This window comes from Turicibacter bilis (assembly GCF_024499055.1).
GTDB classification, from domain to species: domain Bacteria; phylum Bacillota_I; class Bacilli_A; order MOL361; family Turicibacteraceae; genus Turicibacter; species Turicibacter bilis.
The window spans coordinates 1,182,591-1,208,116 of the sequence record NZ_CP071249.1 but is presented as its reverse complement, the minus strand read 5'-3'; the positions used below and the strand labels follow the sequence as shown (position 1 = coordinate 1,208,116).

The 25,526-nt window shown below is 34.3% G+C and carries 22 protein-coding genes and 1 other annotated feature; of the genes, 17 read left to right on the top strand and 5 right to left on the bottom strand.

All coding sequences use genetic code 11. The features are described 5' to 3' along the window. The first annotated feature begins 144 nt into the window (after positions 1 to 144). On the top strand, positions 145 to 1,182 hold the full coding sequence (locus J0J69_RS05925) for a DUF2600 family protein (RefSeq protein ID WP_212724678.1): 1,038 nt from the start codon (positions 145 to 147) through the stop codon (positions 1,180 to 1,182). A gap of 102 nt (positions 1,183 to 1,284) precedes the next feature. Here the strand turns inward: J0J69_RS05925 and mnmM are convergent, their stop codons facing one another. Further along, the gene (gene mnmM, locus J0J69_RS05920) at positions 1,285 to 1,848 is read right to left on the bottom strand and encodes a tRNA 5-(aminomethyl)-2-thiouridylate-methyltransferase MnmM (protein ID WP_212725782.1); all 564 of its coding nucleotides are present in this window, start codon (positions 1,846 to 1,848) and stop codon (positions 1,285 to 1,287) included. A gap of 1 nt (position 1,849) precedes the next feature. Continuing rightward, on the bottom strand, positions 1,850 to 2,806 hold the full coding sequence (gene mnmL, locus J0J69_RS05915) for a tRNA modification radical SAM protein MnmL/YtqA (RefSeq protein WP_055242341.1): 957 nt from the start codon (positions 2,804 to 2,806) through the stop codon (positions 1,850 to 1,852). Positions 2,807 to 3,034: 228 nt separating this feature from the next. Further along, positions 3,035 to 3,255, top strand: a binding site (T-box leader). Between the two features lie 424 nt (positions 3,256 to 3,679). Between mnmL and leuS the strand changes: the two genes are divergently transcribed. Then, positions 3,680 to 6,115, top strand: coding sequence for a leucine--tRNA ligase (leuS, locus tag J0J69_RS05910; protein WP_055306029.1), 2,436 nt, complete (start codon positions 3,680 to 3,682; stop codon positions 6,113 to 6,115). An 81-nt stretch (positions 6,116 to 6,196) separates the two neighbouring features. Here the strand turns inward: leuS and J0J69_RS05905 are convergent, their stop codons facing one another. After that, positions 6,197 to 6,499, bottom strand: a complete 303-nt coding sequence (locus tag J0J69_RS05905; protein ID WP_212725781.1) for a YuzF family protein — start codon at positions 6,497 to 6,499, stop codon at positions 6,197 to 6,199. Between the two features lie 214 nt (positions 6,500 to 6,713). Here J0J69_RS05905 and J0J69_RS05900 point away from each other — a divergent pair, with 214 nt between their 5' ends. Together J0J69_RS05900 and J0J69_RS05895 are read left to right on the top strand one after the other, a co-directional pair. Next, positions 6,714 to 7,091, top strand: coding sequence for a class I tRNA ligase family protein (locus J0J69_RS05900; RefSeq protein ID WP_237252541.1), 378 nt, complete (start codon positions 6,714 to 6,716; stop codon positions 7,089 to 7,091). Between the two features lie 177 nt (positions 7,092 to 7,268). After that, the gene (locus tag J0J69_RS05895; RefSeq protein ID WP_212724683.1) at positions 7,269 to 7,703 is read left to right on the top strand and encodes a P-loop NTPase family protein; all 435 of its coding nucleotides are present in this window, start codon (positions 7,269 to 7,271) and stop codon (positions 7,701 to 7,703) included. Between the two features lie 41 nt (positions 7,704 to 7,744). Here the strand turns inward: J0J69_RS05895 and J0J69_RS05890 are convergent, their stop codons facing one another. After that, positions 7,745 to 8,569 carry a Cof-type HAD-IIB family hydrolase gene (locus J0J69_RS05890; RefSeq protein WP_212725780.1) on the bottom strand — a complete coding sequence of 275 codons (825 nt, stop codon included), beginning with the start codon at positions 8,567 to 8,569 and terminating at the stop codon, positions 7,745 to 7,747. Between the two features lie 217 nt (positions 8,570 to 8,786). Between J0J69_RS05890 and clpB the strand changes: the two genes are divergently transcribed. The 5 genes from clpB (at position 8,787) to J0J69_RS05865 (ending at position 16,297) form a co-directional block, all read left to right on the top strand. Next, a complete protein-coding gene (gene clpB, locus J0J69_RS05885; RefSeq protein ID WP_212725779.1) occupies positions 8,787 to 11,375 on the top strand; it encodes an ATP-dependent chaperone ClpB in 2,589 nt (862 codons plus the stop codon). A gap of 268 nt (positions 11,376 to 11,643) precedes the next feature. Next, positions 11,644 to 12,009 carry a hypothetical protein gene (locus tag J0J69_RS05880; protein WP_212725778.1) on the top strand — a complete coding sequence of 122 codons (366 nt, stop codon included), beginning with the start codon at positions 11,644 to 11,646 and terminating at the stop codon, positions 12,007 to 12,009. 64 nt (positions 12,010 to 12,073) lie between these two features. After that, positions 12,074 to 12,259 (top strand): hypothetical protein, encoded by a 186-nt coding sequence (locus J0J69_RS05875; protein ID WP_212725777.1) that lies wholly within the window; start codon positions 12,074 to 12,076, stop codon positions 12,257 to 12,259. A 424-nt stretch (positions 12,260 to 12,683) separates the two neighbouring features. Continuing rightward, a complete protein-coding gene (locus J0J69_RS05870) occupies positions 12,684 to 14,489 on the top strand; it encodes an ABC transporter ATP-binding protein (protein WP_212725776.1) in 1,806 nt (601 codons plus the stop codon). 2 nt (positions 14,490 to 14,491) lie between these two features. Next, on the top strand, positions 14,492 to 16,297 hold the full coding sequence (locus J0J69_RS05865; protein WP_212725775.1) for an ABC transporter ATP-binding protein: 1,806 nt from the start codon (positions 14,492 to 14,494) through the stop codon (positions 16,295 to 16,297). Between the two features lie 101 nt (positions 16,298 to 16,398). Here the strand turns inward: J0J69_RS05865 and J0J69_RS05860 are convergent, their stop codons facing one another. Further along, the gene (locus J0J69_RS05860) at positions 16,399 to 16,827 is read right to left on the bottom strand and encodes a DUF3899 domain-containing protein (RefSeq protein WP_055242322.1); all 429 of its coding nucleotides are present in this window, start codon (positions 16,825 to 16,827) and stop codon (positions 16,399 to 16,401) included. A 300-nt stretch (positions 16,828 to 17,127) separates the two neighbouring features. Between J0J69_RS05860 and J0J69_RS05855 the strand changes: the two genes are divergently transcribed. The 8 genes from J0J69_RS05855 (at position 17,128) to J0J69_RS05820 (ending at position 25,308) form a co-directional block, all read left to right on the top strand. Beyond that, positions 17,128 to 19,071: a peptide ABC transporter substrate-binding protein gene (locus tag J0J69_RS05855; protein WP_212725774.1), complete on the top strand. Its 1,944-nt coding sequence runs from the start codon at positions 17,128 to 17,130 to the stop codon at positions 19,069 to 19,071. 306 nt (positions 19,072 to 19,377) lie between these two features. Then, complete coding sequence (locus tag J0J69_RS05850) at positions 19,378 to 20,337, top strand: ABC transporter permease (RefSeq protein WP_212725773.1); 960 nt, start codon at positions 19,378 to 19,380, stop codon at positions 20,335 to 20,337. Beyond that, positions 20,337 to 21,776 (top strand): ABC transporter permease, encoded by a 1,440-nt coding sequence (locus J0J69_RS05845; RefSeq protein WP_212725772.1) that lies wholly within the window; start codon positions 20,337 to 20,339, stop codon positions 21,774 to 21,776. Before J0J69_RS05850 ends, J0J69_RS05845 begins: the two co-directional genes overlap by 1 nt. 21 nt (positions 21,777 to 21,797) lie before the next feature. After that, on the top strand, positions 21,798 to 22,847 hold the full coding sequence (locus J0J69_RS05840; protein ID WP_068758971.1) for an ABC transporter ATP-binding protein: 1,050 nt from the start codon (positions 21,798 to 21,800) through the stop codon (positions 22,845 to 22,847). Beyond that, the gene (locus J0J69_RS05835; RefSeq protein WP_212725771.1) at positions 22,840 to 23,775 is read left to right on the top strand and encodes an ABC transporter ATP-binding protein; all 936 of its coding nucleotides are present in this window, start codon (positions 22,840 to 22,842) and stop codon (positions 23,773 to 23,775) included. Before J0J69_RS05840 ends, J0J69_RS05835 begins: the two co-directional genes overlap by 8 nt. Positions 23,776 to 24,024: 249 nt before the next feature. Further along, positions 24,025 to 24,195: a hypothetical protein gene (locus J0J69_RS05830; RefSeq protein ID WP_212725770.1), complete on the top strand. Its 171-nt coding sequence runs from the start codon at positions 24,025 to 24,027 to the stop codon at positions 24,193 to 24,195. Next, positions 24,177 to 24,527: a carbon starvation CstA family protein gene (locus tag J0J69_RS13590; protein WP_212725812.1), complete on the top strand. Its 351-nt coding sequence runs from the start codon at positions 24,177 to 24,179 to the stop codon at positions 24,525 to 24,527. The genes J0J69_RS05830 and J0J69_RS13590 overlap by 19 nt, the downstream gene beginning before the upstream one ends. A gap of 316 nt (positions 24,528 to 24,843) precedes the next feature. Further along, positions 24,844 to 25,308: a Spx/MgsR family RNA polymerase-binding regulatory protein gene (locus J0J69_RS05820; RefSeq protein WP_055242309.1), complete on the top strand. Its 465-nt coding sequence runs from the start codon at positions 24,844 to 24,846 to the stop codon at positions 25,306 to 25,308. Positions 25,309 to 25,526 lie beyond the last annotated feature (218 nt).

Below are 25,526 nucleotides of genomic sequence, written 5' to 3'. Positions count from 1 at the left end.
AAGGGGAATAGGGAAAGGTTGTAATCGGTTACGTCTGTCGAAAAGAAGAGGTTTCTGTAAGAATGAATGACATTTCAGTCAAATGATGATTGAACGCTGGAACCTTGGTCTACACTATAGAGGTATCGATTGAGAGGTGAAAACATGTTCTATCCAGCCTTAATGAAAGCTTTTTATAAATCGTATCAACCTAAGACGAAATCATTTTTAAGTTTATATGAACAACATGCGCAACAAATTACCGATCCGAAATTAAAGAAAGAAGCGTTAGCGAGTCTTTCAAAAAAAGCTTTTCATTGCTATGGAGCATCTTTTTATGCAGCCTTAGTAAGTGAAGAGTATCAAGCCGATTATTTAAAATTTATGACGGCTTATCAGACGATGTGTGACTATTTAGATAATTTAGTCGATCAAACAAATGTTATTAATGAAACGAATTTTCGTCGTTTACATCAGTCGTTATTAGATGTCTTTAAACTAACTCCTCATGCTCCAAATTATTATCAGTATCAAACACAGCAACTCGATGGAGGCTATTTGAATATGCTTGTCCGCTTGTGCCAAGAATCATTAAAAAAGATTCCTCACTATTCGCTTTATGCTTCTTGGCTTGGTCGCTTAGCTGGATTGTATGTAGATTTACAAGTTTATAAGCATTTAAAAGTATCAGAGCGGGAAGTTCGATTAATTCAATTAAGAAGTCAGCAAAAACGATTAGCAGGTGATTTAACTTGGTTTGAGTTTGGTGCAGCCTGTGGTTCAACACTTGGAATTTTTACGATGGTGGCTTATGCGATGAATCAAGACCGTTATCAAATCCAACCTGAGTGTATTTTTCAAGCAATGTTTCCAGCGGTGCAAGAACTTCATATTATGCTTGATTATCTAATTGATTTAGAGGAAGATATCGAAGAAGGAGAACTTAATTTCTTTTCTTATTATCATAACTTTGAAGAGGGAATTTATCGGATTCTTGACGTTTACTACGAGGCCCAACAGCAGATAAGGCTCTTACCGGAGAAAGGATTTCATCAAACGATTAATGATGGACTCTTCGCATTATACTTAGCAGAAGGTGTGAAGAAAAATCCTCAACTTCGTATCGTTCAAAAACAAATCATTAAAAAACTCGGTTTTCGTGCCCGCTTTTTATTCCATCATACGAGAAAGTTTGTAAAGTAATCATGAATGTATAGGTATATGGGTAGTGGTATTTTCTGAAGTTTTATTTCTTTTATCATTACAAATTAAGGAACAAAAAAAGCTACTATTAAAGTAGCTTTTTTAATGTAGTTTTTCGATGGCGACAATGAATGGAGCCGTTGGTCGGTTAATGAATTGGTACGTTAAGACTTGAGTTGTTTTAGTATCTAGTGTTTCAAAACACTGCTCTAGATAGTGGCGTTCCACTTTTCCTTCCTCATGTCCATGATACACAACTAAAATAATAATTCCATTTTTCTTTAATAAGCTTAAAATGTCAGTGACAGCTTTCCATGTCGTTTCACCATGAGTCGTAATACTTTGATCACTACCAGGAAGGTAACCTAGATTAAAAATCGCCGCGCTAATTGGTTGCTGCACATAGTTTAGGACATGTTGATGTCCATCATGAATTAAAGTTACATGGTTAATATCAGCTTCTTTTAACTTAGTTTGCGTGCTTTGAATGGCTTCTTCTTGGACATCAAAGCTATAAACATGGCCTGACTCACCAACAAGTTCTGCTAAAAATAACGTATCATAACCATTACCAGCTGTTCCATCAATCGCAACATCACCTGGTTTTAAAGCTTTTTCTAATAAATTTTTTGAAAAGGGAAGAACGCGTTCTAATGTTTGTGCCATCTTAGTTTTCCTCCGGTTTTTGATAAAGTCGCCCTTGGTACGTGTTACGCTCTTTTAAGCGATCATCAATTGCATTTAAAACTTCCCATTTTTTTAAACTCCACATCGGTCCAACTAATTCTTCACGAACGGCATCACCTGTTAAACGATGGATAACCATTTCAGGGGGTAAGATTTCTAATTGATCAACCACTAAGTCGATATACTCATCTTTCTCCATGAGTGTTAACATCCCTTTGTCTAACATTTTGTGCATTGGTGTTCCTTCAATGACGTGAAGTAAATGAATTTTGATCCCTTGGACATCAAGTCCTGCTACAGCTTTCGCCGTTTCTAACATCATTTCATGTGTTTCACCTGGTAATCCATTAATGATATGAATGATAACGTCGATATTTTTCGCGCGAAGTTTGTTAACTCCTTCGACTAATGTTTGATAATCATGTCCGCGGTTAATAAGTTTTCCTGTTTTATCATGCATTGATTGAAGCCCAAGTTCTACCCATAAATCGACTTCTTTGTTTAATTCACCTAAGTAGTCGACGACATCATCTGGTAAACAGTCAGGACGTGTCCCAATTGAAAGAGCGACGATATTAGGATCACATTCTAGCACAGCTTCGTATTTACGTTTTAAGACTTCAAGTGGTGCATGTGTATTTGAGAAAGCTTGGAAATAGGCGATGTATCCTGCTTCAGGCCATTTTTGATGCATCATCTCTTTGACTTGATTAAATTGAGTTTTTAAGTTGTCTTCTGGATTTCCAGCAAAGTCACCACTACCTTTGGTACTACAGAACGTACATCCACCGTATTTAACCGTTCCATCAATATTTGGGCAAGTAAATCCAGCATTAATCATGACTTTGAAGATTTTTTGGTTATATTTTTCACGTAAATGATAGTTTAATGTATGGTATCGTTTATCAGCATAGCTGTATGGAAACGGATTGTTCATCTATCTATTCCTCCTGTTTTTAGTATATTCTTTTTATCAAATCAATCACGAATGAATCATTTAAGATAGTCCTTTAAAATGATGAGGATTGTGGTATGTTGTTTGTTTATCGTCTTTTATTTTATCATAGATGTGAATTAGTGGCACGAGATATTGTTTTATGACGTTTTTTTATAAAAAATCTTGTTTTTTGTGAAAGGTTTGATATAATTTTTCTAGAATAAACTTATATGAACCGTGAAGAGGACTAGTAGTAAGTTGGGACTATTGTAGAGAGCGAATGGTTGGTGTAAATTCGTATAGAACACTTATGAACTCACCTCGGAGTTGCAATTGTGAAATTTAAGTAATGATTGCCGTATTCTTGCGTTAAAAGATGAGAGAGGTAAGAGACTACTTTTTTTAGACTCTTGCAACTAAGGTGGTACCGCGTAATTTACGTCCTTAGAATAGAAATATTCTAAGGACTTTTTTTGTTAGTTCAACGATCTGCTTTAGTGGATTAATTCAACTATATGTATAGCGAAGTAGTTGGACTCTTAGCTTTCCCTCCTTTGATGGGAAGAGGGTGTTCTCTTTAACTTTTTGAGTGAGGGATAAAAGATTTTTCTTACCCCATCTTTATTAAAAAGAATAAGATATAGGTTTATGGAATTTAATCCATTATTTTGTATTAATGAATAATTTATATCGATTCGTCACAAATTATTCATAATATTTGGTTTTATTTTAGTGAAGTGTTTACTTCATCATTTAAGAAAAGAAAGCAGTATTTAAATTTTCTTAATGAATAGTAGACTCACCTACAAATTTAAGATTACCCCAGCAGTGGAGGATACCTGCTTCGCAGGCCGGGGGCCCGGAGGTAGAATTATGGCATTTGATCACAAACAGATTGAACAAAAGTGGCAAAATTATTGGCTAGAAAATAAGACATTCAAAACGTCTGAAGATAAGTCAAAACCTAAGTATTATGCATTAGATATGTTCCCTTATCCATCTGGAGCGGGACTTCACGTCGGTCATCCAGAAGGATATACAGCAACTGATATTGTTTCTCGTATGAAACGTATGCAAGGGTACCGTGTCTTACATCCAATGGGATGGGATGCATTCGGTTTACCAGCTGAGCAATATGCATTAAATACAGGAAATGACCCTCGTGAATTTACGGATATTAACATTAATACATTCCGTAAACAAATTCAATCATTAGGATTCTCATATGATTGGGATAAAGAGTTAAATACAACCGATCCAAAATATTATAAATGGACACAATGGATTTTCACCCAATTATATAACATGGGATTAGCTGAAATTAAAGATATTGAAGTTAACTGGTGTGAAGGGTTAGGAACAGTTTTAGCAAATGAGGAAGTTTTAAATGTTGATGGGAAAATGGTCTCTGAACGTGGGGAACATCCTGTAATCAAGAAACCAATGAAACAATGGGTGCTTAAAATTACACATTATGCTGAACGATTACTTGAAGATTTAGAAGGGTTAGACTGGACAGAAAGCATTAAAGATATGCAACGTAACTGGATCGGTAAGAGTGAAGGAGCGTTAATTAACTTTAAAGTTAATGGAACAGAACATTCATTTGATGTGTTTACAACACGTCCTGATACGGTATTCGGTGTAACATACGTTGTTTTAGCACCAGAACATCCATTAGTAAATGAAATTACAACGCCTGAATGTAAAGAAGCGGTTGTTGCTTATCAAGAAGCTGCAAAAGCAAAATCTGATTTAGAGCGTACAGAATTAAATAAAGAAAAATCAGGTGTGGCAACAGGAGCTTACGCAATTCATCCAATTACAGGAGCTCAAGTTCCAGTTTGGATCGGAGATTATGTTTTAGCAAGCTACGGAACAGGAGCTGTTATGGCAGTGCCTGCACACGATGAGCGTGACTACGAATTCGCTAAGAAATATGACTTAACAATTAAGCAAGTCATTGAAGGGGATATCACAGAAGGTGCCTTCACTGGAGATGATGCTCACATCGAATCAGACTTCATTAATGGAATGAACAATGCAGATGCTAAAGCTGCTGTTATTGAATGGTTAGAAGCAAACGGTGCTGGATCTCGTAAAGTTAACTATAAACTACGTGACTGGTTATTCTCTCGTCAACGTTATTGGGGAGAACCATTCCCAGTGATTATGTGGGAAGATGGAACAATGTCTGTTTTAGAAGCCGATCAATTACCACTTGAATTACCAGTGATGGATAACATCAAACCATCTGGAACAGGTGAATCTCCACTTGCTAATGCAAAAGAATGGTTAGAAGTTGTACGTGAAGATGGAGTAAAAGGTCGTCGTGAAACAAATACAATGCCACAATGGGCTGGAAGCTGCTGGTACTACATTGGCTATATCTTAAAACAAGGTGAAGACTATGTTGGATTAAATACAGAAGAAGCCAAACAATTATTAAAAGAATGGTTACCAGTTGATTTATACATCGGTGGAGCAGAGCATGCTGTATTACACTTATTATACGCTCGCTTCTGGCATAAGGTATTATTCGATTTAGGAATTGTTGAAACAAAAGAACCATTCCAACGTTTATTCAACCAAGGAATGATCTTAGGTGAAAACAATGAGAAAATGTCAAAATCTAAAGGAAACGTTGTAAATCCAGATGATATCGTTGAATCTCATGGAGCAGATACATTACGTTTATACGAAATGTTCATGGGACCACTTGATGCAGCTATCGCTTGGTCAACTGAAGGATTAGATGGAAGCCGTCGTTTCTTAGATCGTGTGTGGCGTTTATTCGTGACTCCAGAGCACACATTAGCTGAAAAAGTAGTCGCTGAAAACGATGGAAAATTAGATAAAGTTTATCATGAAACAGTGAAGAAAGTAACTGAGGATTATGAAAAATTAAGCTTCAATACTGCGATCGCTCAAATGATGATCTTCATCAATGAATCATATAAAGCAACAAGCATTCCACGTGAATATGCAGAAGGATTTGTTAAATTATTAAATCCAATCGCTCCGCATATGACAGAAGAAATCTGGTCGGTGCTTGGACATGAAGGAACTGTTTCATATGAAGCATGGCCAACATATGATGAAGCAAAATTAGTATCGGATACCATTACAATCATTGCCCAAGTTAACGGTAAGTTACGTGCTCGTATCGAGGTAGCTGCTAATATTTCAAAAGAAGACATGTTAGAAACAGCGATGGCACATGAAAATGTTCAAAACTTCGTTGCTGGAAAAGAAATTGTAAAAACAATTGCTGTTCCAGGAAAATTAGTTAACATCGTTGTTAAATAATTAGAATAACTATTAAAAGCCCTCTAATCCCACCACTGATTAGAGGGTTTTTTGTTTATTGAAATAAATAAGCGTTAGAAATTATTTAACAGGCATAATCCAAACAATCTCTTTGATACGTATAAAAAATGTATTTCCGTTACTTTCCAAAATTACATGATCAGGTTTAGTGCCAATGAGTTTTCCTTCAATACTTCCTGTACTCATTTGAATTTTTAAAGTTGCTCCGATAACAGAAAATAACGTTTCATAAACAAATAAGTCATAGTAACCTTCTAACTCAACTTCTCCTAAACTTGTCATCAATGATGGCATTTTTGCTTGTGTAGTAGTTGTAGCATTTTGTCTATATGGATATTCATAATTGGATGAATAATAATACATCCCTATCACCTCAGTTAAAATTCATTACAGGATAATATATTTTTGTTTGTCATAAAGGGTGCGGGTATATCTAATGAGATAAAATTTAAACTAAATTATATCGAAAATTAAGATTAAAAGGATAGGTTACTTAAGAGATAGTATATATCGAGAAGAATTTATTTTTTAGAAGAAAAAATAAATGAGAGATAAATAAGTTTAAGATTGATAGAAAATGATGATCTTCATCAATGAATCATATAAAGCAACAAGCATTCCACGTGAATATGCAGAAGGATTCGTTAAATTATTAAATCCAATTGCTCCTCATATGACAGAAGAAATCTGGTCAGTCTTAGGACATGAGGGAACTGTTTCGTATGAAGCATGGCCAACATATGATGAAGCAAAATTAGTATCGGATATCATTACAATCATTGCCCAAGTTAACGGTAAGTTACGTGCTCGTATCGAGGTAGCTGCTAATATTTCAAAAGAAGACATGTTAGAAACAGCGATGGCACATGAAAATGTTCAAAACTTCGTTGCTGGAAAAGAAATTGTAAAAACAATTGCTGTTCCAGGAAAATTAGTTAATATCGTTGTTAAATAATTATTAAATATACAAAAAAACTCATGGGTTAAACCATGAGTTTTTTGTATAATTTCCTTTTTATTTGAATATAAATGAGGTAAATTAAGTCTTTTTGAAATTTTTAGAATATTGTACAATATTTCAACATATATTGTGGCGGAAAAGTGTTAAGATGAACAAAAGGGGGATTTATGAATGAAAAGGTGGATTGTTTTAGGGGAAAATTCGACAAAAATGTACCGATTAACTAATTGGATGCATCAAAAGACAGGATTAGAAATAATAAATGGCGATGAAATTATTGAGCATGACAATCGTGAGCAAGCAATAGAGGCTCTATTAAATAATAATGAATGGGTAGTTAGAACAACCTATAATCGGGCACTAACTTTAATGGGGGATGAGGCCAATGGAGTTGTCTTTGTAGATTTTCCGTTATGGAAAAATATTTTAGATGCCATACTGCATTTTAATTTTAAAAGGGTTAAAAAAGCTTTCTACTATAAACGTGTAAAACGTCCATGGGTTCTGAAGAAATTAGATCAGTTTGGAGTAGAAAAACAAGTGATTATTATAAAAAATAGACGTACAATGAGACGCTTTGTTAAAAATTTAACAGTCCCAAATTAAAAGGTCATAAGCTAGTTAAAGCTCATGACCTTTTTCATTATTTATTTTTTAGGTGTTAAGATGTATTCGTGGATGTAGTGAGCAACGCCGCTTTCTTTGTTTGATTTTGTTGTGGTGTTCGCTACTGCTTTTAGTTTATCGATGGCATTATCCATGGCGACACCGACTCCAGCATATGTTAACATTTCGATATCATTATCTCCGTCACCGAAGGCGATAATATCTTTTTGTTCAATGTTAAAGTATTTAGCTAATTTTTCGATGGCTGTTGCTTTATTTGTATTTGATTTAAATACTTCGATAATGTTGACATTATCGCCATCCCATTTGCGGCATGTCACGATGTCACCGTAGTTTTCACGTAAGAAATTCATGACTTTTTCTGGGTATCCCTCTTTAGCTTCTAATAAGAATCCGTTTGGATGTTCGTCTAATGTTTCTTTAAATGGTCCGTATTTCACTGATGTACATGTTTCAATATGGAACCAATCACGAATAGTATCCCCTTGATGTAAGACATATAAGTGATCTTTGTATTCACAAAAGGCATTGACGATATAATCTTTTAATTCTGAATCGAATAAAGTTAAAACAACCTCTGTTGGGATTTGAGCCACAATATCCTCAAAGGTTTCGTCTTCTGGATGATGTATATAAGCTCCATTAAAGTTAATAATAGGTGTATCAAGACCTAACTCTTTGTAGAAGTGTAACGATGCACGTGCTGGGCGGCCTGTTGCAATCACAACGATATGTCCTGCTTCTTTTGCAGCGATTAAAGCTTCTTTTGTATTTGGGTCAAGTGTTTCCCAATTTTGTAATGCAGTTCCATCTAAGTCTGTTACGATTAGTTTCTTTGTTTCCATTAAAACACCTCCGGATAAATATGATAACACAGATAGCGAACAAGTTAAATGAACTTATACAAGATGTGGTAAATTTGTGCAACGTGATTAGTCTTGGCTATTTACAAAATAATAAACACTTACATTTTGGAATTATTAGCACTCTTATTGACTGAGTGCTAAAACAAGAGTATAATGATAGTATCATCATAGATGATGAAGAAATGGAGTGAGAATCATGAATATTAATAAAATGACTGAAAAGCTACAACAGGGCTTAGTAAATGCACAGTCTCTTGCAACTTCATTAAATCACCAAGAGATTGATACCCCGCATTTATTAATGTCCTTATTACAAGACCATGACGGATTAGCCGCTCGTGTTTTTACAAAGGCAGGCTATCCGATTCAAGAGATATTACAAGAATTAAAACAAATTTTAGATAAAAAGCCAGCTGTTACTGGAGCAACAGGTGATCCATACGTTTCAGCAGATTTAAATCGTGCTTTATTAAAAGCAGATGATTATGCTCGAGCTTGGAAAGATGATTATTTATCAGTGGAGCACGTCTTGCTTGCGATGCTCGAATCAAAAGATTATCAAATGAAGCAATTAATAAAAAAACATCAGATTAATGAAAAGCACTTAAAAGAAATTATTTCACAGATAAGGGGGAATTCACGCGTGATGACACAAAACCCAGAAGCAACTTATGAAGTCTTAGAAAAATACGGACGTGACTTAGTAGAAGATGTAAAATCAGGAAAAATTGATCCGGTTATTGGTCGCGATGAAGAGATTCGTCGTGCGATTCGTATTTTATCTCGTAAAACAAAAAATAACCCGGTGTTAATTGGTGAGCCTGGGGTTGGTAAAACTGCTATCGTTGAAGGGTTAGCTTGGCGTATTGTTCGACAAGATGTGCCTGAAAGTTTAAAAGATAAAGTGATTTTTGAATTAGACTTAGCCGCTTTAGTTGCTGGTGCTAAATATCGTGGTGAGTTTGAAGAGCGTTTAAAAGCGGTATTGAATGAAGTTAAAAATAGTGATGGACGTATTATTTTATTCATTGACGAAATTCATACCATTGTTGGAGCAGGACGTACAGATGGTGCAATGGATGCAGGGAACTTATTAAAACCATTATTAGCTCGTGGTGAATTACACTGCATTGGTGCTACAACATTGAAAGAATATCGTGAATATATTGAAAAAGATCCTGCCTTAGAACGACGTTTCCAAAAAGTTCAAGTGAATGAACCAACAGTCGAAGATACCGTTTCAATCTTACGTGGATTAAAAGATCGCTTTGAAGTACACCATCGTGTTAGCATTTCAGACCGTGCGATTGTAGCAGCTGCGACGTTATCAGATCGATATATTACGGATCGTTTCTTACCAGATAAAGCCATCGATTTAATTGATGAAGCGTGTGCAACGATTCGTACTGAAATTGACTCGTTACCAGAAGAGGTGGATCGCATTAGTCGTCGTGTGACTCAACTTGAAATTGAAGAGGCAGCTCTTAAAAAAGAAAAAGATGAGAATAGTAAACAACGTCTAGAGGCGTTACAAAAAGAATTAGCGAACTTAAAAGATGAATTAAATGTTTTAAAATTACAGTGGGAAAAAGAAAAACAAGCGATTCATGGTGTGGCGGATCTTAAAAAAGAATTAGAAGGGGCACGTCGTGCATTAGAAGATGCCCAAGCACGTGGCGAATATGAAAAAGCAGCCGAATTACAATATGGAAAAATCCCAAGCTTAGAAAAACAAATTGCTGAAGTTGAAGCGATGCAACACGATGAAGCAGGGAAAGAAAATCGATTACTTCGTGAAAATGTCACAGAAGAAGAAATTGCTGAAATTATTTCACGTTGGACCGGGATTCCAATTGCGAAACTCGTTCAAGGTGAACGTGAAAAATTATTAAATTTAAAAGAAGAATTAAAACGTCGTGTCATGGGACAAGATGATGCCATTGATTTAGTCGGTGATGCCATTATTCGTGCACGTGCTGGAATTAAAGATCCACATCGTCCAATCGGTTCATTCTTATTCTTAGGGCCAACAGGGGTTGGTAAAACCGAAATTGCTAAAGCATTAGCGGAATTCTTATTTGATAGTGAAGAACATATTGTTCGTATTGATATGAGTGAGTATATGGAGAAACATGCGGTCTCTCGTTTAGTTGGAGCGCCTCCAGGTTATGTGGGATATGAAGAAGGTGGACAGTTAACAGAAGCCATCCGTCGTAAACCATACTCAATCGTCTTATTAGATGAAATTGAAAAAGCTCATCCAGACGTATTCAATATTTTATTACAAATTTTAGATGATGGACGTATTACAGATTCACAAGGTCGTACAGTAGACTTTAAAAATACCATCATCATTATGACGTCAAATATTGGATCACATATCTTACTTGAAAATCCTAACTTTGAAGAAGCTCAGGAACAAGTGTTAGAAGTTTTACGTGATTATTTCAAACCAGAGTTATTAAACCGTATTGATGAAATTATTACGTTTAATCCATTATCAGAATCTATTATTTATCAAATTGTCGATAAATTTATTGCTGGATTAAATGCGCGTTTGGCAGAGCAACGTATTACGGTTCGCTTAACCGATGCAGCTCATGCTTATGTAGCTGAAGCGGGATTTGACTCAGTATATGGAGCGCGTCCATTAAAACGATTCATTCAACGTACAATCGAAACAAAACTTGCACGTGCATTAATTGCAGGAGAAATCGAAATGGATACAACGGTTATTGTTGATGCTGTTGATGGTAATATCGTCTTATCATATGAAAAAAATTAATGAATCATGGCTCATAGAGACTTAAGCTCTATGAGCTTTTTATATGTGAGGAACAAACAAATACAGAGAGGATGAATGTAAAATAACTTAATAGTGTATTAGTATTTAAGATAATTTTAAGGTAAAGGTGTTAAGATGAGATTAACATGGTTTTTCATAAGATGAACTTGGGAAAGAGAAAACATTCAGTAGGTTGGATAAATAATTTATCTAGTCCTATCTAATTGTTGGGAAATAGTAAAATAGTTAAGTGAAATAGGAGGCTGTTATGAAGAAAAATAAATTTAAAAGTGTTTCAAAAGTTACGATTGGAGTCTATGTTCTAGCTGTTCTTATGGGTGGAATAGCTTTATATAATGTGTATACGTGCTATGATTATATCGCTTCAATCGTTGAGCAAGGATTTGTTGTCTCTGAAAATTTAACAGATGTGATTAATTACTATCTTTCAAATGTAACGCCATATGCTTTTTATACACTTTGCTTAGGGGTGATGGGGTATCTTGTTCAAAAAGTTAGCAATCTTGTTGAACTTCAACAAGTAAGTGTCGTAGAAATTGAGGAGATCATAGAAGAATCAGAGAATGCAGATGAAGATTATGAGAATCTTTTAAAAGAAATCGAAACACAATAAGCTGTAGAAGAAGTCTGAATAATATAAGGAGTATGATTCAGACTTTTTTAGTTGGATATATTTTTTGATTGAAGCATTAAGAGATGAAGGAATTATTTCATTATCAGAATGTGATAAGAATGAAAAAGAACATATGAAGATTGTTGTAAAAGATAGCAAAACAAATTTATATTATAAAATTGAACAAACTGAAGAGGAGATAAAGATAGAATTATTAACAGCGTGCTATAGCTATTTATTATCTATTTAAATTAATTCTAGTTTGTTTTGTGATTATTTTTATGATTTGGGAGATGGTTAATATCATTTTTAACTAAAGTTAGGTTGTCGATGAGACAACTTTTTTTATGACTTTAGAAGGGAATGAAGCATTATTCGAATTTTATAAAATATTTAGGTGTTATATATTCCAAAAAATGTAAATACGTGTATAATGAGTAATTGATGATAAATTTTTATGAAAGGGGGCGAGCATGATGGTTGTTTTAGCTCATCAAAATCAATTTAAATTTAACGGGGTGGCTATTTCATAAAAATAAACTTTGAAGTGTCGCTTCAGGGGGAGTTGTGAGAACATGTAATCTTATGCCAAAACAAGATTAATTTTTTTATTAAGATTAGTGGTGTAAGAATGGGAATATTTTTTAGCAACAAAGGAAAGTCAGGTGAATGAAGTGAGTGAATTAAAGAGTATTTATCGTTGGCTTGAAGGGCAACGTTTAAAAGTATTGGGCGCATTAGTAGCGACAGCGTGTGGGATTATTTTCTCAACCTTAATTCCATTAGTTAACCAAACCGCGATTGATATGGTCATTAAACAAACGACTGAGGGGGAACAAACAATTATTTCAAAAATTGTTTTATCAGTTTCAACGTTCCAAGGTCAATTGTTAATGTGTGGATTTTTAATTATTCTATTTACGATTATTAATGCTTTATTTAACTTCTTAAAGGCCAGATGGTCAGCAGAGGCATCAGAAGATTTAGCGAAAAGTTTAAAAGATAAAATGTACAATCATATTCAACAGTTATCGTTTATGTATCATAAACGTGCCGAAACTGGGGATTTAATTCAACGTTGTACATCAGATATTGATACGATTCGTTTATTCTTATCGTCTCAATTAGTTGAGATGGGGTATTCAATTTTAATCTTTGTGATTATTTTTACGTTTATGTTAACGTTAAATGTTAAGTTTGCCTTAGTTAGTGTGTGTGTGACACCTATCTTATTTACATTTTGTTTTATTTTCTTTAAAAAAGTTAAAAACTCATTTCAAGAGGCAGATGAATCAGAGGCTCGGATGTCTACAATGATTCAAGAAAATTTAACTGGAGTTCGTGTGGTACGTGCCTACTGTAATCAAGAGTTTGAAATTGAACAATTTGAAAAACGTAATTCTGATTACCGTGCAAAAAGTTATGTGATGACCAAGTTAAACGCACTCTTCTGGTCAAGCTCTGATTTTTTAAGCTTATTTCAAATTGCAATTACCGTAATTTACGGAGCATATTTATCGATAAACGGGGAAATCACACTAGGGACATTACAAGCGTTCATTTCTTATGAATCGATGATTATTTGGCCTGTTCGCCAATTAGGTCGTATTTTAACTGATTTAGGGAAAACGACGATTTCAGCCAAGCGTATTAATGAAGTATTAAGTGAGCCGATTGAATTTGAAGAAGGTTTACAAAAACCTGACATTAAGGGAACCATTGAATTTAACCATGTTGGGTTTGAGTATGAAGATCATGATCGCATTTTAAAAGATATTACGTTTAAAGTGAAATGTGGCCAAACGATTGCCATTATTGGTCGTACGGGTTCAGGAAAAACAACGTTAATGAATTTATTGATGCGTCTTTATGACTATACAGATGGATCGATTAAAATTGATGGCGTGGAACTAAAACACATTGATAAAAAGTGGCTACGCCGTCATATTGGAGCTGTGCTTCAAGAATTATTTTTATACTCGAAAACGATTAAACAAAATATTGCGATTGCTAAAAAAGATGCGGTTGATGAAGAGATTCATAGTGTCGCTCAGTTAGCATCGGTCCATCATGTCATTGAGGAGTTTCAAGAAGGTTATGATACGATTGTCGGTGAGCGTGGTGTAACATTATCCGGTGGACAAAAGCAACGTGTTGGAATTGCCCGAGCGCTTATTAATGAATGTCCAATTTTAATCTTTGATGACTCATTAAGTGCTGTCGATACTGAAACAGATATTGTGATTCGAAAAGCATTAAAAGAACGCTCAAAAGATGTGACAACTTTTATTATTGCTCACCGTGTCAGTACGGTAAAAGATGCTGATCAAATTCTCGTGCTAGATAAGGGTCGTATCATTCAACAAGGAACACATGATGAACTGATTCATCAAGGAGGTCTTTACCAGACATTCTGGGAAATTCAAAATGAAAAAGAGGCTGAAGTTTTAAGTTTAGTTAACCAAGGAAGTGAGGTGTAAAGATGGCAAAAGAATTTGATGAAGTAGAATACACCAAAGCCGACCTTGCAACATGGAAGCAAGTTTTATCTTATATGAAGGGTGAGAGACGTGATGTTATTTTACTTTTTGTCTCTGTCATTACATTAGCCATTTTAGATACGATTTATCCGAAGTTAAATGGGATAGTCATTGATAAATATGTTTTAACAGGAAACCTTGAACAACTCCCACTGTTTGCAGGCATTTATTTAGCCTTTATCGCCTTATTCGGATTTATCGTTTGGACATTTATCTTACTTTCCGATCGATTACAACTAAGTATTAGTTATCAAATTCGAAAAGACGGATTTAAAAAATTACAGGAATTATCATTCTCTTTTTATGATACGTCATCGGTTGGATGGCTATTATCGCGTTTAACATCTGATACGAATCGGATTGGTGGTATTTTATCATGGGGGTTAACTGATGCGATTTGGGGAAGTATGGTCATGTTCTTTGTGACGATTTCAATGTTCATGATGAACTGGAAGCTTGCCTTAATTACCATCGCGGTTTTACCCATCCTTGCGGTCGTAAGCTATTATTTCCAGACGCGCATTTTAAAGCAATATCGTTGCGTACGAAAAATGAACTCTAAAATTACAGGAGCTTTCAATGAAGGGATTACAGGGGCGGTCACGACAAAAACGTTGGTGACAGAAGAAGATAATTTAGAAGAATTCAGTCATTTAACAAGAGAGATGCGTGATGGATCAGTACGTGCGTCTGTTATTAATGCCATTTATTATCCAATCATTGTTGCCTTAGGAAGTGTTGGTGTTGCTTTAATTATTAATGTTGGTGGAATGGATGTGTTTAATGGCGATTTATCTTATGGAGACTTAGTTGTTTTCCTTTCATATGCGACGCTATTTTATGATCCAATTCGCACGATTGCGAATTTATTAACACGTTTCCAAGATGCACAAGCATCAGCTGAACGGGTCATCTCATTAATTAATACAGAATCTGATATTATTGATCGACCAGATGTTATTGAAAAGTATGGTCAAATTGGAAATTTGAAAAAAGAGAATTGGGAACCGATTAAAGGAGATATTGAATTAATCGATGTGGGCTTCCATTATAAGACAGGCGAAAAAGTCATGGAACACATGAACTTGAAAATTGAAGCGGGAAATAGTATTGCCATTGTTGGACCAACAGGTTCAGGGAAAAGTACCATTGTGAATTTAATTTGTCGTTTTTATGAGCCAACAAGTGGACAAATTTTAATTGATGGTGTGGATTATCGTGAGCGTACACAAGAGTGGCTCCATTCTCATCTAGGTTATGTTTTACAAACACCGCAATTATTCAGTGGAACTATTAAAGAGAATATTCGTTATGGAAAACTAGATGCAACCGATGAAGAAATTATAGAAGCTGCGAAGCTAGTGAATGCCCATGAATTTATTACCCACTATCCTGATGGCTATGAGACAGTGATTGGAGAAGGTGGTTCGGGCTTATCAACGGGGCAAAAACAATTAATTTCGTTTGCTCGTGCTTTAATTGCTAACCCAGCTATTTTAATTTTAGATGAAGCAACAGCATCGATTGATATTGAGACGGAGAAATTAATCCAAGATGCAATTCAAGTGTTGTTAAAAGATCGAACGAGCTTTATTATTGCTCACCGTTTATCAACGATTGTAAATGCTAATCAAATTTTATTACTTAAAAATGGTGAGATTGCTGAAAAAGGAACTCATGCTGAGCTAATTGCACAAAAAGGTGATTATTATCAACTTTACATGGGACAATTTGAGAAAATTAAATAAAGGGTTATTTGTATAAGTCACGGTGATTTAAAACAAAAAGTTAAATACTATAAGATAAGAGATGAAAAAAGTTCTGACCGATTAGGTTCAGAACTTTTTTGTTAGATATATAGGAATGATAGAATGAAGGTAAAGGCAAGAATGATGATCGTTGACCATAAAAGCTGATTGATGTCGTCCCATTTTTGACTTTGTTTATATTCATAAAATTCTTCGAATGTATGATAAATTTTTTCGCCTGTTTCTTCATCATAATCGTTATTTCTATCTTTTGTATCTTTGATTGACCAGTATTTAGGCAAGAAAAATAGAACATAGCGTTTTGTTTTTTGCCATGAATATTCAAAGGTATAAAAAGTTCCTTGATCGATAATCCATTTGAAGCCATACACACAGAAGAAAAAAAGTGAGACTAGAAATAGAGTATTGATGAGATTTATAGTTGAGAATCCCTGCCAAAGGAGAAAGAAACAAGATAAGCTTGTCATCCATAATGTTGATTTTAAAAAGATATGATATTTTTGTAACATTTTGCCACCACCTAGGGTTTTTTTACTAATTATACCAGAATTATCATTGGAAATAAATTTTAGCTATGAAAAAATAACTAGTTTTATAATAAATATTTTTATTTAATATAAGATAAACCTCTTATTATAGATATTTTTGGTCGTTTTATAACGAAAAAAAAATAATTTTACAAAAATAACGCTTTCAACCCAAATTTAGGATTTACAAACTATAAACTGGGATATAAAATAGTAACAAGTATCATAAAATGATACAAAAAATTCCAATTATGGAAAGTGTTTTATAAGGGGGACATTATAATGAATAAGAAATTAGTAAGCATTTTTGCTGCTGCTTTCTGTGCATTTGGTCTTGTCGCATGTTCATCAAATGATGCTGGCAATCAACCAAGTGGAGAAAGTCAACAATCTTCGAGTGTTAGTGAGACAAACTCGAATAAAGTATTAAAATTATTACAAACATCTAACATTAAATCATTATTACCTTGGCAAGCAACAGACAGCGTATCATTCTTAATGTTAGGAAACATCTTAGAAGGTTTAGTTTTATTTGGAGAAAATGGGGAAATTAAACCAGGTGTTGCAGAATCTTGGGATATTTCAGAAGATGGATTAACATATACATTCCATTTAAATCAAGACGCTAAATGGGTAAAAGCTGATGGAACAGAAGTTGCACCAGTAACAGCTCATGACTTTGTTTATTCTTGGACAAAATTAATTGATCCTCAAAGTGGTGCTGAATATAACTTTATGTTAGAAACAGCTGGTGTTGTTGGGGCAAGTGATGCATTAGGACTAGCATCTAACTTAGTTACTTATAACACAAGTTCAAAAGAGTTAGCTGCTTTAAAAGTTGAAGATTACGAAGATGGTGAAACTGGTACAGCACAAGAGCAATATGAAGAAGCAAAAGCAGATTTAGAGGCATCTGTTGCATCTGCTGAAGAAGCAATTAAAGCATTAGGATTTGCATCAGTTGAAGAAGCAAATACAAACATGCAAACATTAATTGATCAATTAGGATTCAAAGCAATTGACGATTATACTTTTGAAGTAAAATTAGCAACACCAACGCCATACTTCTTATCATTAATGGCATTCCCTGCATTCTATCCAGTTAATGAAGCATTCGTTAATGAAGTAACAGAAGATAAATTTGGAACAAGTGTTGATACATTCTTATATAATGGTCCATTCTTATTTACTGAGTGGAAGATTTCAAAAAGCTTCTATTTAACAAAAAATGAATTATACTGGGATGCTGAAAATGTAGCATTATCAGGAGTTGACTTCACAGTTATTGAAGATGTCGATAATAATACTCAAGTTAGCTTATATACAGATGGAACAGTAATGACAGCTGGATTAAGTGGACAAAACGTAGCAACTTACGGATCACGTCCAGATGCGGTTGCAGAAGGTGATGCCGGGGTATTCTACTTAGAAATTAACCAAGGTAACGGAGCAATGACTCCAGAGATGAAATTATTATCAAATGCTAAAGCTCGTAAAGCCATCAATATGGCAATTGATAAATCATTCATCACAGATGAGGTATTAGCTAATGGTTCAACAGTCGCTGATTACTTAGTACCAAAAGATTTCGTATATGGACCTGAAGGAACTAAGTTTGAAGGAAAAGATTTCCGTTCAACTTATCCAGGATTTAATACATATAATGTAGAAGAAGCTAAAAAATTATGGCAAGAAGCAGTAGCTGAAACTGGTGTAACTGGTGCGATTGATCTAGAATTATTAATCCAAACTGGAGATACAGCCATCAAGATGGGATCTGCAATCCAGAATGACTTAAACGAAGCATTCAGTGAGTTTGGTTTAACTGTAACTGTTCAACCAGTTCCATTCCCAGAAAAATTAGCTCGTGTATCTGCTGGAAACTATGAATTAGCATTCTCAGGATGGTCACCAGACTATGCTGATCCAATGACATTCTTAGATATGTTCGTTACAGGTGGAGGACATAACAACTTAGGATACTCAAATGCTGATTACGATCAATTAATTAATGATTCAAAATCTGGAGATTTAGCAACTGATTATGAAGCACGTTGGGAAGCATTAATCAACGCTGAAGAAATTTTATTAGGTCAAGACCAAGCTTTAATTCCTTTATATCAAAAAGGAACTGTAAGCTTACGTTCATTAAACTTAATTAACTACTGGCCACAAGCAGTTGGACCTGACTACTTCTACAAATGGGTAGACATTAAAGAAAACTAAAAAAGAGGTTTTACAAGCATAAGGCTACCTTGGTCTTATGCTTGTTTACCATAAATTATATTTTAGATGAGTATAAATTTTTTATGAAAGAAGTGACCTATCTATGGTCATGAATATTGAGGTTTTAATAAGGACTATGGCATTTAAATAAAACCTAATCATAAAAAATCACACATCTTAGAATTGTCTAAAAAATAGATTTAAAAAATGACAATTTAATTATTAATTTTTTAAATCTATCTTTTATTCAATACAACGAGAAAACATGAATTAAAGAGAAAGAAAATCCGGAAGGGGAGGTTAATGATGTTTAAGTACATTTTAAAGCGTCTTGGCTACATGGCGGTTACGTTATTTTTAGTTTTAACGGTTAACTTTTTATTGCTTCAGTTATTACCAGGAAGCCCATTTGATGGTGAGAAAAAGACGGAAGCTCAAATTGCTATTTTAGAGGAAAAGTATGGGATGAATGATCCGATTCCTGTACAGTATGCAAGGTATATGAAAGGTGTATTCCAAGGGGATTTTGGAACATCATTTAAATTACAAAACCAAGAGGTTACGGATTTAGTTTTAACCCGTATCCCTTATACAATTAAACCGGGAGCATTAGCTCTTGTGATTGGGATAATAATCGGGATTACATTAGGAGCTATCGCTGCGATGAAACGAAACTCGTGGGCAGATCATCTGATTACGATTATATCAGTATTCGGAGTTTCGATTCCATCATTCGTATTAGCCGCCTTATTACAATATTTTATTTGTACAAAATTAGGATGGTTACCAGTTATTTATCAACCAGCTGATGAAATGCGTGGCGTAACGATGTGGGATGAATTTAAATCATTAATTTTACCAGCTATTTCACTTTCAGTTCCAGTAATTGCATCATTAGTGCGTTACATGCGTTCAGAATTAATTGAAGTATTAAATACAGATTATATTTTATTAGCTCGTGCAAAAGGATTAACAAAAGCACAAGTTATTGTGCATCATGCACTTCGTAATGCCTTAATTCCAGTTATTACAGTTGTTGGACCGATGGTTGTTTCAATTATGACCGGAAGTTTAGTTATTGAAAAATTCTTTGGGGTGCCAGGATTAAGTAACTTATTATTAAACTCTGTCACAATGAATGATCACTTCTTAACGTTAGGAATTGCTTTCTTCTATGCCTTCTTATATGTTATTGTTATTTTAATTATTGACTTATTATACGGTGTCATCGATCCTCGTATTCGTTTAGCCGGAGGTGGAAAATAATGATTTCAAAAAAATATGATCCAACAAAATTTGAATTAGCTACAAAACATCAAGGTCAATCTGATGAAATTAAAACAGAAAGTTTGAATTTCTGGCAAGATGCTTGGCGTCGTTTACGTCAAAATAAAGCGGCACTTATTTCAATGTATGCCATTTTAATTTTAGTCGTTTGTTCATTCTTAGCGCCAGTCATTGGTCCAAAACATTCAAGTGGTGAAGTGGTTAAATATAATCAAACACCAGTTTTAATTGATCCAGATACAGGAACAAAAATTGAAAAATCACGCTTAAGTTATTTACCACCACGCGTTCCGGGACTTGAAAAATTAGGTATTTTCAATGGAACAAGTATTAAAAAAATGACAGCATTTGATTTATTTGTCGGAAATTCATTACCAGAAGAGGTAAGTGCGTTAAATTCAGCTTTAACAAAAACTGAATTCGTTGAAGCTTTAGGAATTAAGTATCATCCAAATGATTACGATATCATTGAGTGGTCTGGTAAAGGTGAGGGCATGATGATCACGATTCAATTACGTGGAGCATCATCAACTGAAACAGTACCAGTAACAGACTTAATGAGTCAATATTCAACCTATAGTAACTTAGAGTCATTTGAATTAAAATCAACAGAGTTTGACACACAAGGGATTCAAATGATTAAAGTAAATGTTAATGCATATGTGTTAAAAAATGTTGAACATTTATATTTCTACTTCGGAACAGATGAATTAGGATTCGATGTATGGACACGTTTATGGACAGGGGTTCAAGTATCATTATTAATCGGTCTTTTATCATTAATCGTTGACTTTACAATTGGTATTTTATACGGATCAATTGCTGGATTCTACGGAGGGACAGCTATTGATAACGTCATGATGCGTATTACAGAAATTTTAGGATCTATTCCAACAACGGTTATCCTGATTATCTTTATTGCTTCTAAAGATGCAGTACTTTCGGGAATTCAAAATATCTTGCATGTTAAACTATCTAACGTTACTGGGTCATTTATTATTCTTCTGATGGCGATGAGTTTAACAGGATGGATTTCAGTTGCCCGTGTCGTACGTGCACAATATTTAAAATTAAAAGATCAAGAGTTTGTTATGGCTTCAACAACACTTGGAGCAAGTAGCACTCGCATTATTTTCAAACATTTATTCCCAAACATTATTGGACAATTAGTCGTAATGGCGACATTCTCAATTCCAGCTGCCATCGCAACAGAAGCGATGTTATCATTCATTGGTTTAGGGTTACCAATTCCAATGTCATCACTAGGGGTATTATTAAGTGATGGAACAAGTAAAATGACGTTCTATCCTTACTTATTATTTGTACCAGCATTCTTTATGGTGTATTTAATGTTAGCAATCAACTTATTTGCAAATGGACTTCGTGATGCGTTAGATCCACGTTTACGCGGTAAGTAAGAAGGGGACGGTGAGAAAATCATGAAGAAAATACTAGATGTTAATAATCTGAATATCACATTCGATACATTCGCAGGCCCTGTTTCTGCAGTTCGAGGTGTGAGCTTTACTTTACACGAAGGTGAGACATTAGCAATCGTTGGGGAATCAGGATCAGGAAAATCAGTTGCTTCAAAAGCGATTATGGGGATTTTGGCTGAAAATGGTAAAATTACTGACGGTTCAATGACATATACAAAAGAAAACGGAGAAGAAATCGATTTAGCGAAATTATCTGAGCGCGAATATCATACAATTCGAGGAAAAGAAATCGCGATGGTCTTCCAAGATCCAATGACATCATTAAATCCAACAATGACTATTGGAAAGCAAATCATGGAACCAATCATGAAACATCAAGGATGCTCAAAAGCAGAAGCGAAAGCTAAAGCAGAAGAATTAATTACTCTTGTTGGAATTAGTGAAGCAGCAAAACGTATGAAGCAATATCCTCATCAGTTCTCTGGTGGGATGCGTCAACGTATCGTTATCGCTATTGCTTTAGCATGTAATCCACGTGTATTAATTTGTGATGAACCAACAACTGCACTTGATGTCACAATCCAAGCTCAAATTTTAGAGTTAATTAAAGATTTACAACAAAAAACAAATGTTGCTGTTATCTTTATTACACACGACTTAGGTGTTGTAGCAAACGTTGCCGATCGCGTAGCTGTTATGTATGCAGGACGCGTTTGTGAAATTGGTACGAGCAATGAAGTCTTCTACAATCCATGCCACCCTTATACATGGGGATTGCTTGCGTCAATGCCTGATTTAGATACAAGTGACGAACAACTTTATGCCATTCCAGGAACACCTCCTAACCTTTTAACACCACCAAAAGGAGATGCGTTTGCGTTTCGTAGTGAGTATGCTTTAAACATTGATTTTGAAGAACAACCACCGATGTTCAAAGTCAGTGATACACATTATGCAGCAACATGGTTATTGCATGAACAAGCACCAAAAGTAACCCCACCTGCTGCAGTATTACGTCTTCGTGCAAAAGGAGGATACACTCATGAGTAATAACGAACGCGAAGTTTTATTAGAAGTTAAAAATTTAAAACAATATTTCAAAATTGACCATAAATTAACGGTTAAGGCGATTGATGATATTTCATTTAAGATTTATAAAGGAGAAACGTTTGGATTAGTTGGAGAGTCAGGATCAGGTAAATCAACAACTGGACGTAGTATCATTCGTTTATACCAACCAACAGCCGGAGAAGTTATCTTCAAAGGGAAAAACATTGCAAAAAAATTATCGAAAAAAGAAAAAGCAGAAGTTTGTCAACAAATTCAGATGATTTTCCAAGATCCAATGGCGTGTTTAAATCCTCGTATGCGTGTGATTGATATTATTGCTGAAGGAATTGATATTCATAAATTGGCGAAAAATAAAAAAGACCGTGAGGAAAAAGTTTATAAAATTTTAGAAGCTGTTGGTTTAAGTAAAGACCATGCTGGGCGTTATCCTCATGAATTTTCTGGTGGACAACGTCAACGTATTGGGATTGCCCGTGCGTTAATTACAAATCCGGAGTTTATTATTGCCGATGAACCAATTTCTGCGCTTGACGTTTCAATTCAGGCACAGGTGGTTAACTTAATGAATACTCTGAAAAAAGAATTTGGATTAACATACTTATTCATTGCTCATGACTTATCAATGGTTAAATACATTTCAGACCGTATTGGAGTTATGCATTTAGGACGCTTAGTTGAGCTTGGAAGTGCAGACGATATTTATGCGAATGCAATTCACCCATATACTCGTTCATTATTATCCGCTATTCCACTTCCAGATCCAAATTATGAGCGTGATCGTAAACGTATCGTTTATGACAAATCACAAATTGATTATTACGCTGGGGACTGGACAGAAGTAGCACCAGGACACTTCGTTTTAGGAACAAAAGAAGAAATTGAAAGCTGGAAACAGTCACGTAAATAAAAAGAAGTTGTAGCCGAATTTTCGGTTGCAACTTCTTTTTTTATTTGACTCTGTTAGTTTAAAAGATAGTTGAGTTTTAGATAAATGTTGATTTCAGTAGAAAGCAACTTAATCGAAAAAGCGACGCACTATAAGATGAAATTTAGACTTTCCTGTTGAATATCAACATGTTCTTAAAACACAGCCTTAACTGAATCAGGTGGACAATCTGGAGTTGTTAACATTATTTCAACTGGATTGTTAGGAAATGTGGGAGCTGTTTTAACTTTATTAGGAGTGGTAGCTTGTCCGATTACATTAGGAGATGCAGCATTTAGAAGTGTTCAATTCAGGATTGCTGATGCTTTACGTATCAAGCAAGATGCAATCGTTAAACATTCCTTTATTGTTATTCGCTATTTATCGTTTGTATTATCTTAACACAAATCGATTTCAATATTATTTGGCGTTACTTTGCATGGTCAAATCAAACATTAGCAACAATTTTCTTATGGACATCAACCGTCTTTTTATTAAAAAATAAACGTAACTATTGGATCACTTTACTTCCAGCAACATTCATGACATTTATTTGTACGTCATATATTTTACAAGCAAAAGAAGGATTCCGATTACCAAATGTCTTTTCAAATGGAGTTGGAATCATCTGTGCGATCATCGTATTTAGCTGGTTCATGAAAAAAGTAATGAAAGGTAAACTAAAAGAAGAGTCAGAAGTTGATTTCAACTCTCTTTCAAAGGAAAACATTTAAGACAAGCTTAAGGACTATCAGATAAGTGATAGTCCTTTTGTTATTTTGTAGGTTAGAATCAGTAAATATCAGACAAGATAAATGATAGATTTATTGGATTTTGAAGTTTTAAAGGCACGTTTTTATTTAATTTTTAAGAAATTATTTGGAGAAAAAGTAAATATAATTATAAAACCCATTTTCAAATGAGCTGATGAACCTATGGGCGAATTAGTTGAAATTAGAAATGAAAGTCATCATTAATAGGTTGTATCTAATTAAAGGGTAGTGTACAATATAAAAGATAGATGATGGCTATCGTTATGGAGGGATATGGATGGTTGAAATTTATACATCTCCCAGCTGTTCATCATGCCGTAAAGCGAAAAAATGGTTAGATGAATATGGGATTAAATATATTGAAAAAAACTTATTTGTAACGAAAATTACACGTGAAGATATTAAACAGATTTTAGAAAAAACAGAAAATGGATTTGAAGATATTATCTCAACCCGTTCAAAAGCATTTAAAGAAAATAACTTAGATGCAGATGAGATGACAATCAATGAATTACTTGATTTTATCGTTGAAAATCCAAGTGTTTTACGTCGTCCTATTATTGTCGATAAACATCGTTTACAAGTTGGATATAATGACGAAGAGATTCGCTGTTTCTTACCACGTGAATTACGCAATGTCATCTACTGTAAGAATTGTGATAACTGTAATTGCTCATATGTTAATGCTTTAGAGCGTGCGTTAAGTGACAATTTTATAGAGAATACAAGTAAAAGAAACTAATATATTAATAGTAAGAGAAGTAATCTAGGTTAAAGGTTACTTCTTTTTTTATACCAGTCGATCAATAGACATAGAGTTATAGAGATAAATATTTTTAAAAAGAGACAAACATATTTTTAAAATTTGATGAATACATTGTAATAAGTGATCTTTAACATACAAACAGCAACTAAGCAATCTGTATTATGTATAGTTGTTTTTTATTATGTCATAAAAAA

What these genes read in the sequence shown, in the direction of transcription:
- clpB (WP_212725779.1), top strand. Translation starts at nt 8,787, where the DNA reads ATGAATATTAATAAAATGACTGAAAAGCTACAACAGGGCTTAGTAAAT.
- mnmL (WP_055242341.1), bottom strand. Translation starts at nt 2,806, where the DNA reads ATGAACAATCCGTTTCCATACAGCTATGCTGATAAACGATACCATACA.
- J0J69_RS05905 (WP_212725781.1), bottom strand. Translation starts at nt 6,499, where the DNA reads ATGTATTATTATTCATCCAATTATGAATATCCATATAGACAAAATGCT.
- J0J69_RS05900 (WP_237252541.1), top strand. Translation starts at nt 6,714, where the DNA reads ATGATGATCTTCATCAATGAATCATATAAAGCAACAAGCATTCCACGT.
- J0J69_RS05865 (WP_212725775.1), top strand. Translation starts at nt 14,492, where the DNA reads ATGGCAAAAGAATTTGATGAAGTAGAATACACCAAAGCCGACCTTGCA.
- J0J69_RS05820 (WP_055242309.1), top strand. Translation starts at nt 24,844, where the DNA reads ATGGTTGAAATTTATACATCTCCCAGCTGTTCATCATGCCGTAAAGCG.
- J0J69_RS05890 (WP_212725780.1), bottom strand. Translation starts at nt 8,569, where the DNA reads ATGGAAACAAAGAAACTAATCGTAACAGACTTAGATGGAACTGCATTA.
- J0J69_RS05860 (WP_055242322.1), bottom strand. Translation starts at nt 16,827, where the DNA reads ATGTTACAAAAATATCATATCTTTTTAAAATCAACATTATGGATGACA.
- J0J69_RS05840 (WP_068758971.1), top strand. Translation starts at nt 21,798, where the DNA reads ATGAAGAAAATACTAGATGTTAATAATCTGAATATCACATTCGATACA.
- J0J69_RS05855 (WP_212725774.1), top strand. Translation starts at nt 17,128, where the DNA reads ATGAATAAGAAATTAGTAAGCATTTTTGCTGCTGCTTTCTGTGCATTT.
- J0J69_RS05895 (WP_212724683.1), top strand. Translation starts at nt 7,269, where the DNA reads ATGAAAAGGTGGATTGTTTTAGGGGAAAATTCGACAAAAATGTACCGA.
- J0J69_RS05850 (WP_212725773.1), top strand. Translation starts at nt 19,378, where the DNA reads ATGTTTAAGTACATTTTAAAGCGTCTTGGCTACATGGCGGTTACGTTA.
- J0J69_RS05880 (WP_212725778.1), top strand. Translation starts at nt 11,644, where the DNA reads ATGAAGAAAAATAAATTTAAAAGTGTTTCAAAAGTTACGATTGGAGTC.
- mnmM (WP_212725782.1), bottom strand. Translation starts at nt 1,848, where the DNA reads ATGGCACAAACATTAGAACGCGTTCTTCCCTTTTCAAAAAATTTATTA.
- J0J69_RS05845 (WP_212725772.1), top strand. Translation starts at nt 20,337, where the DNA reads ATGATTTCAAAAAAATATGATCCAACAAAATTTGAATTAGCTACAAAA.
- J0J69_RS05925 (WP_212724678.1), top strand. Translation starts at nt 145, where the DNA reads ATGTTCTATCCAGCCTTAATGAAAGCTTTTTATAAATCGTATCAACCT.
- J0J69_RS05835 (WP_212725771.1), top strand. Translation starts at nt 22,840, where the DNA reads ATGAGTAATAACGAACGCGAAGTTTTATTAGAAGTTAAAAATTTAAAA.
- leuS (WP_055306029.1), top strand. Translation starts at nt 3,680, where the DNA reads ATGGCATTTGATCACAAACAGATTGAACAAAAGTGGCAAAATTATTGG.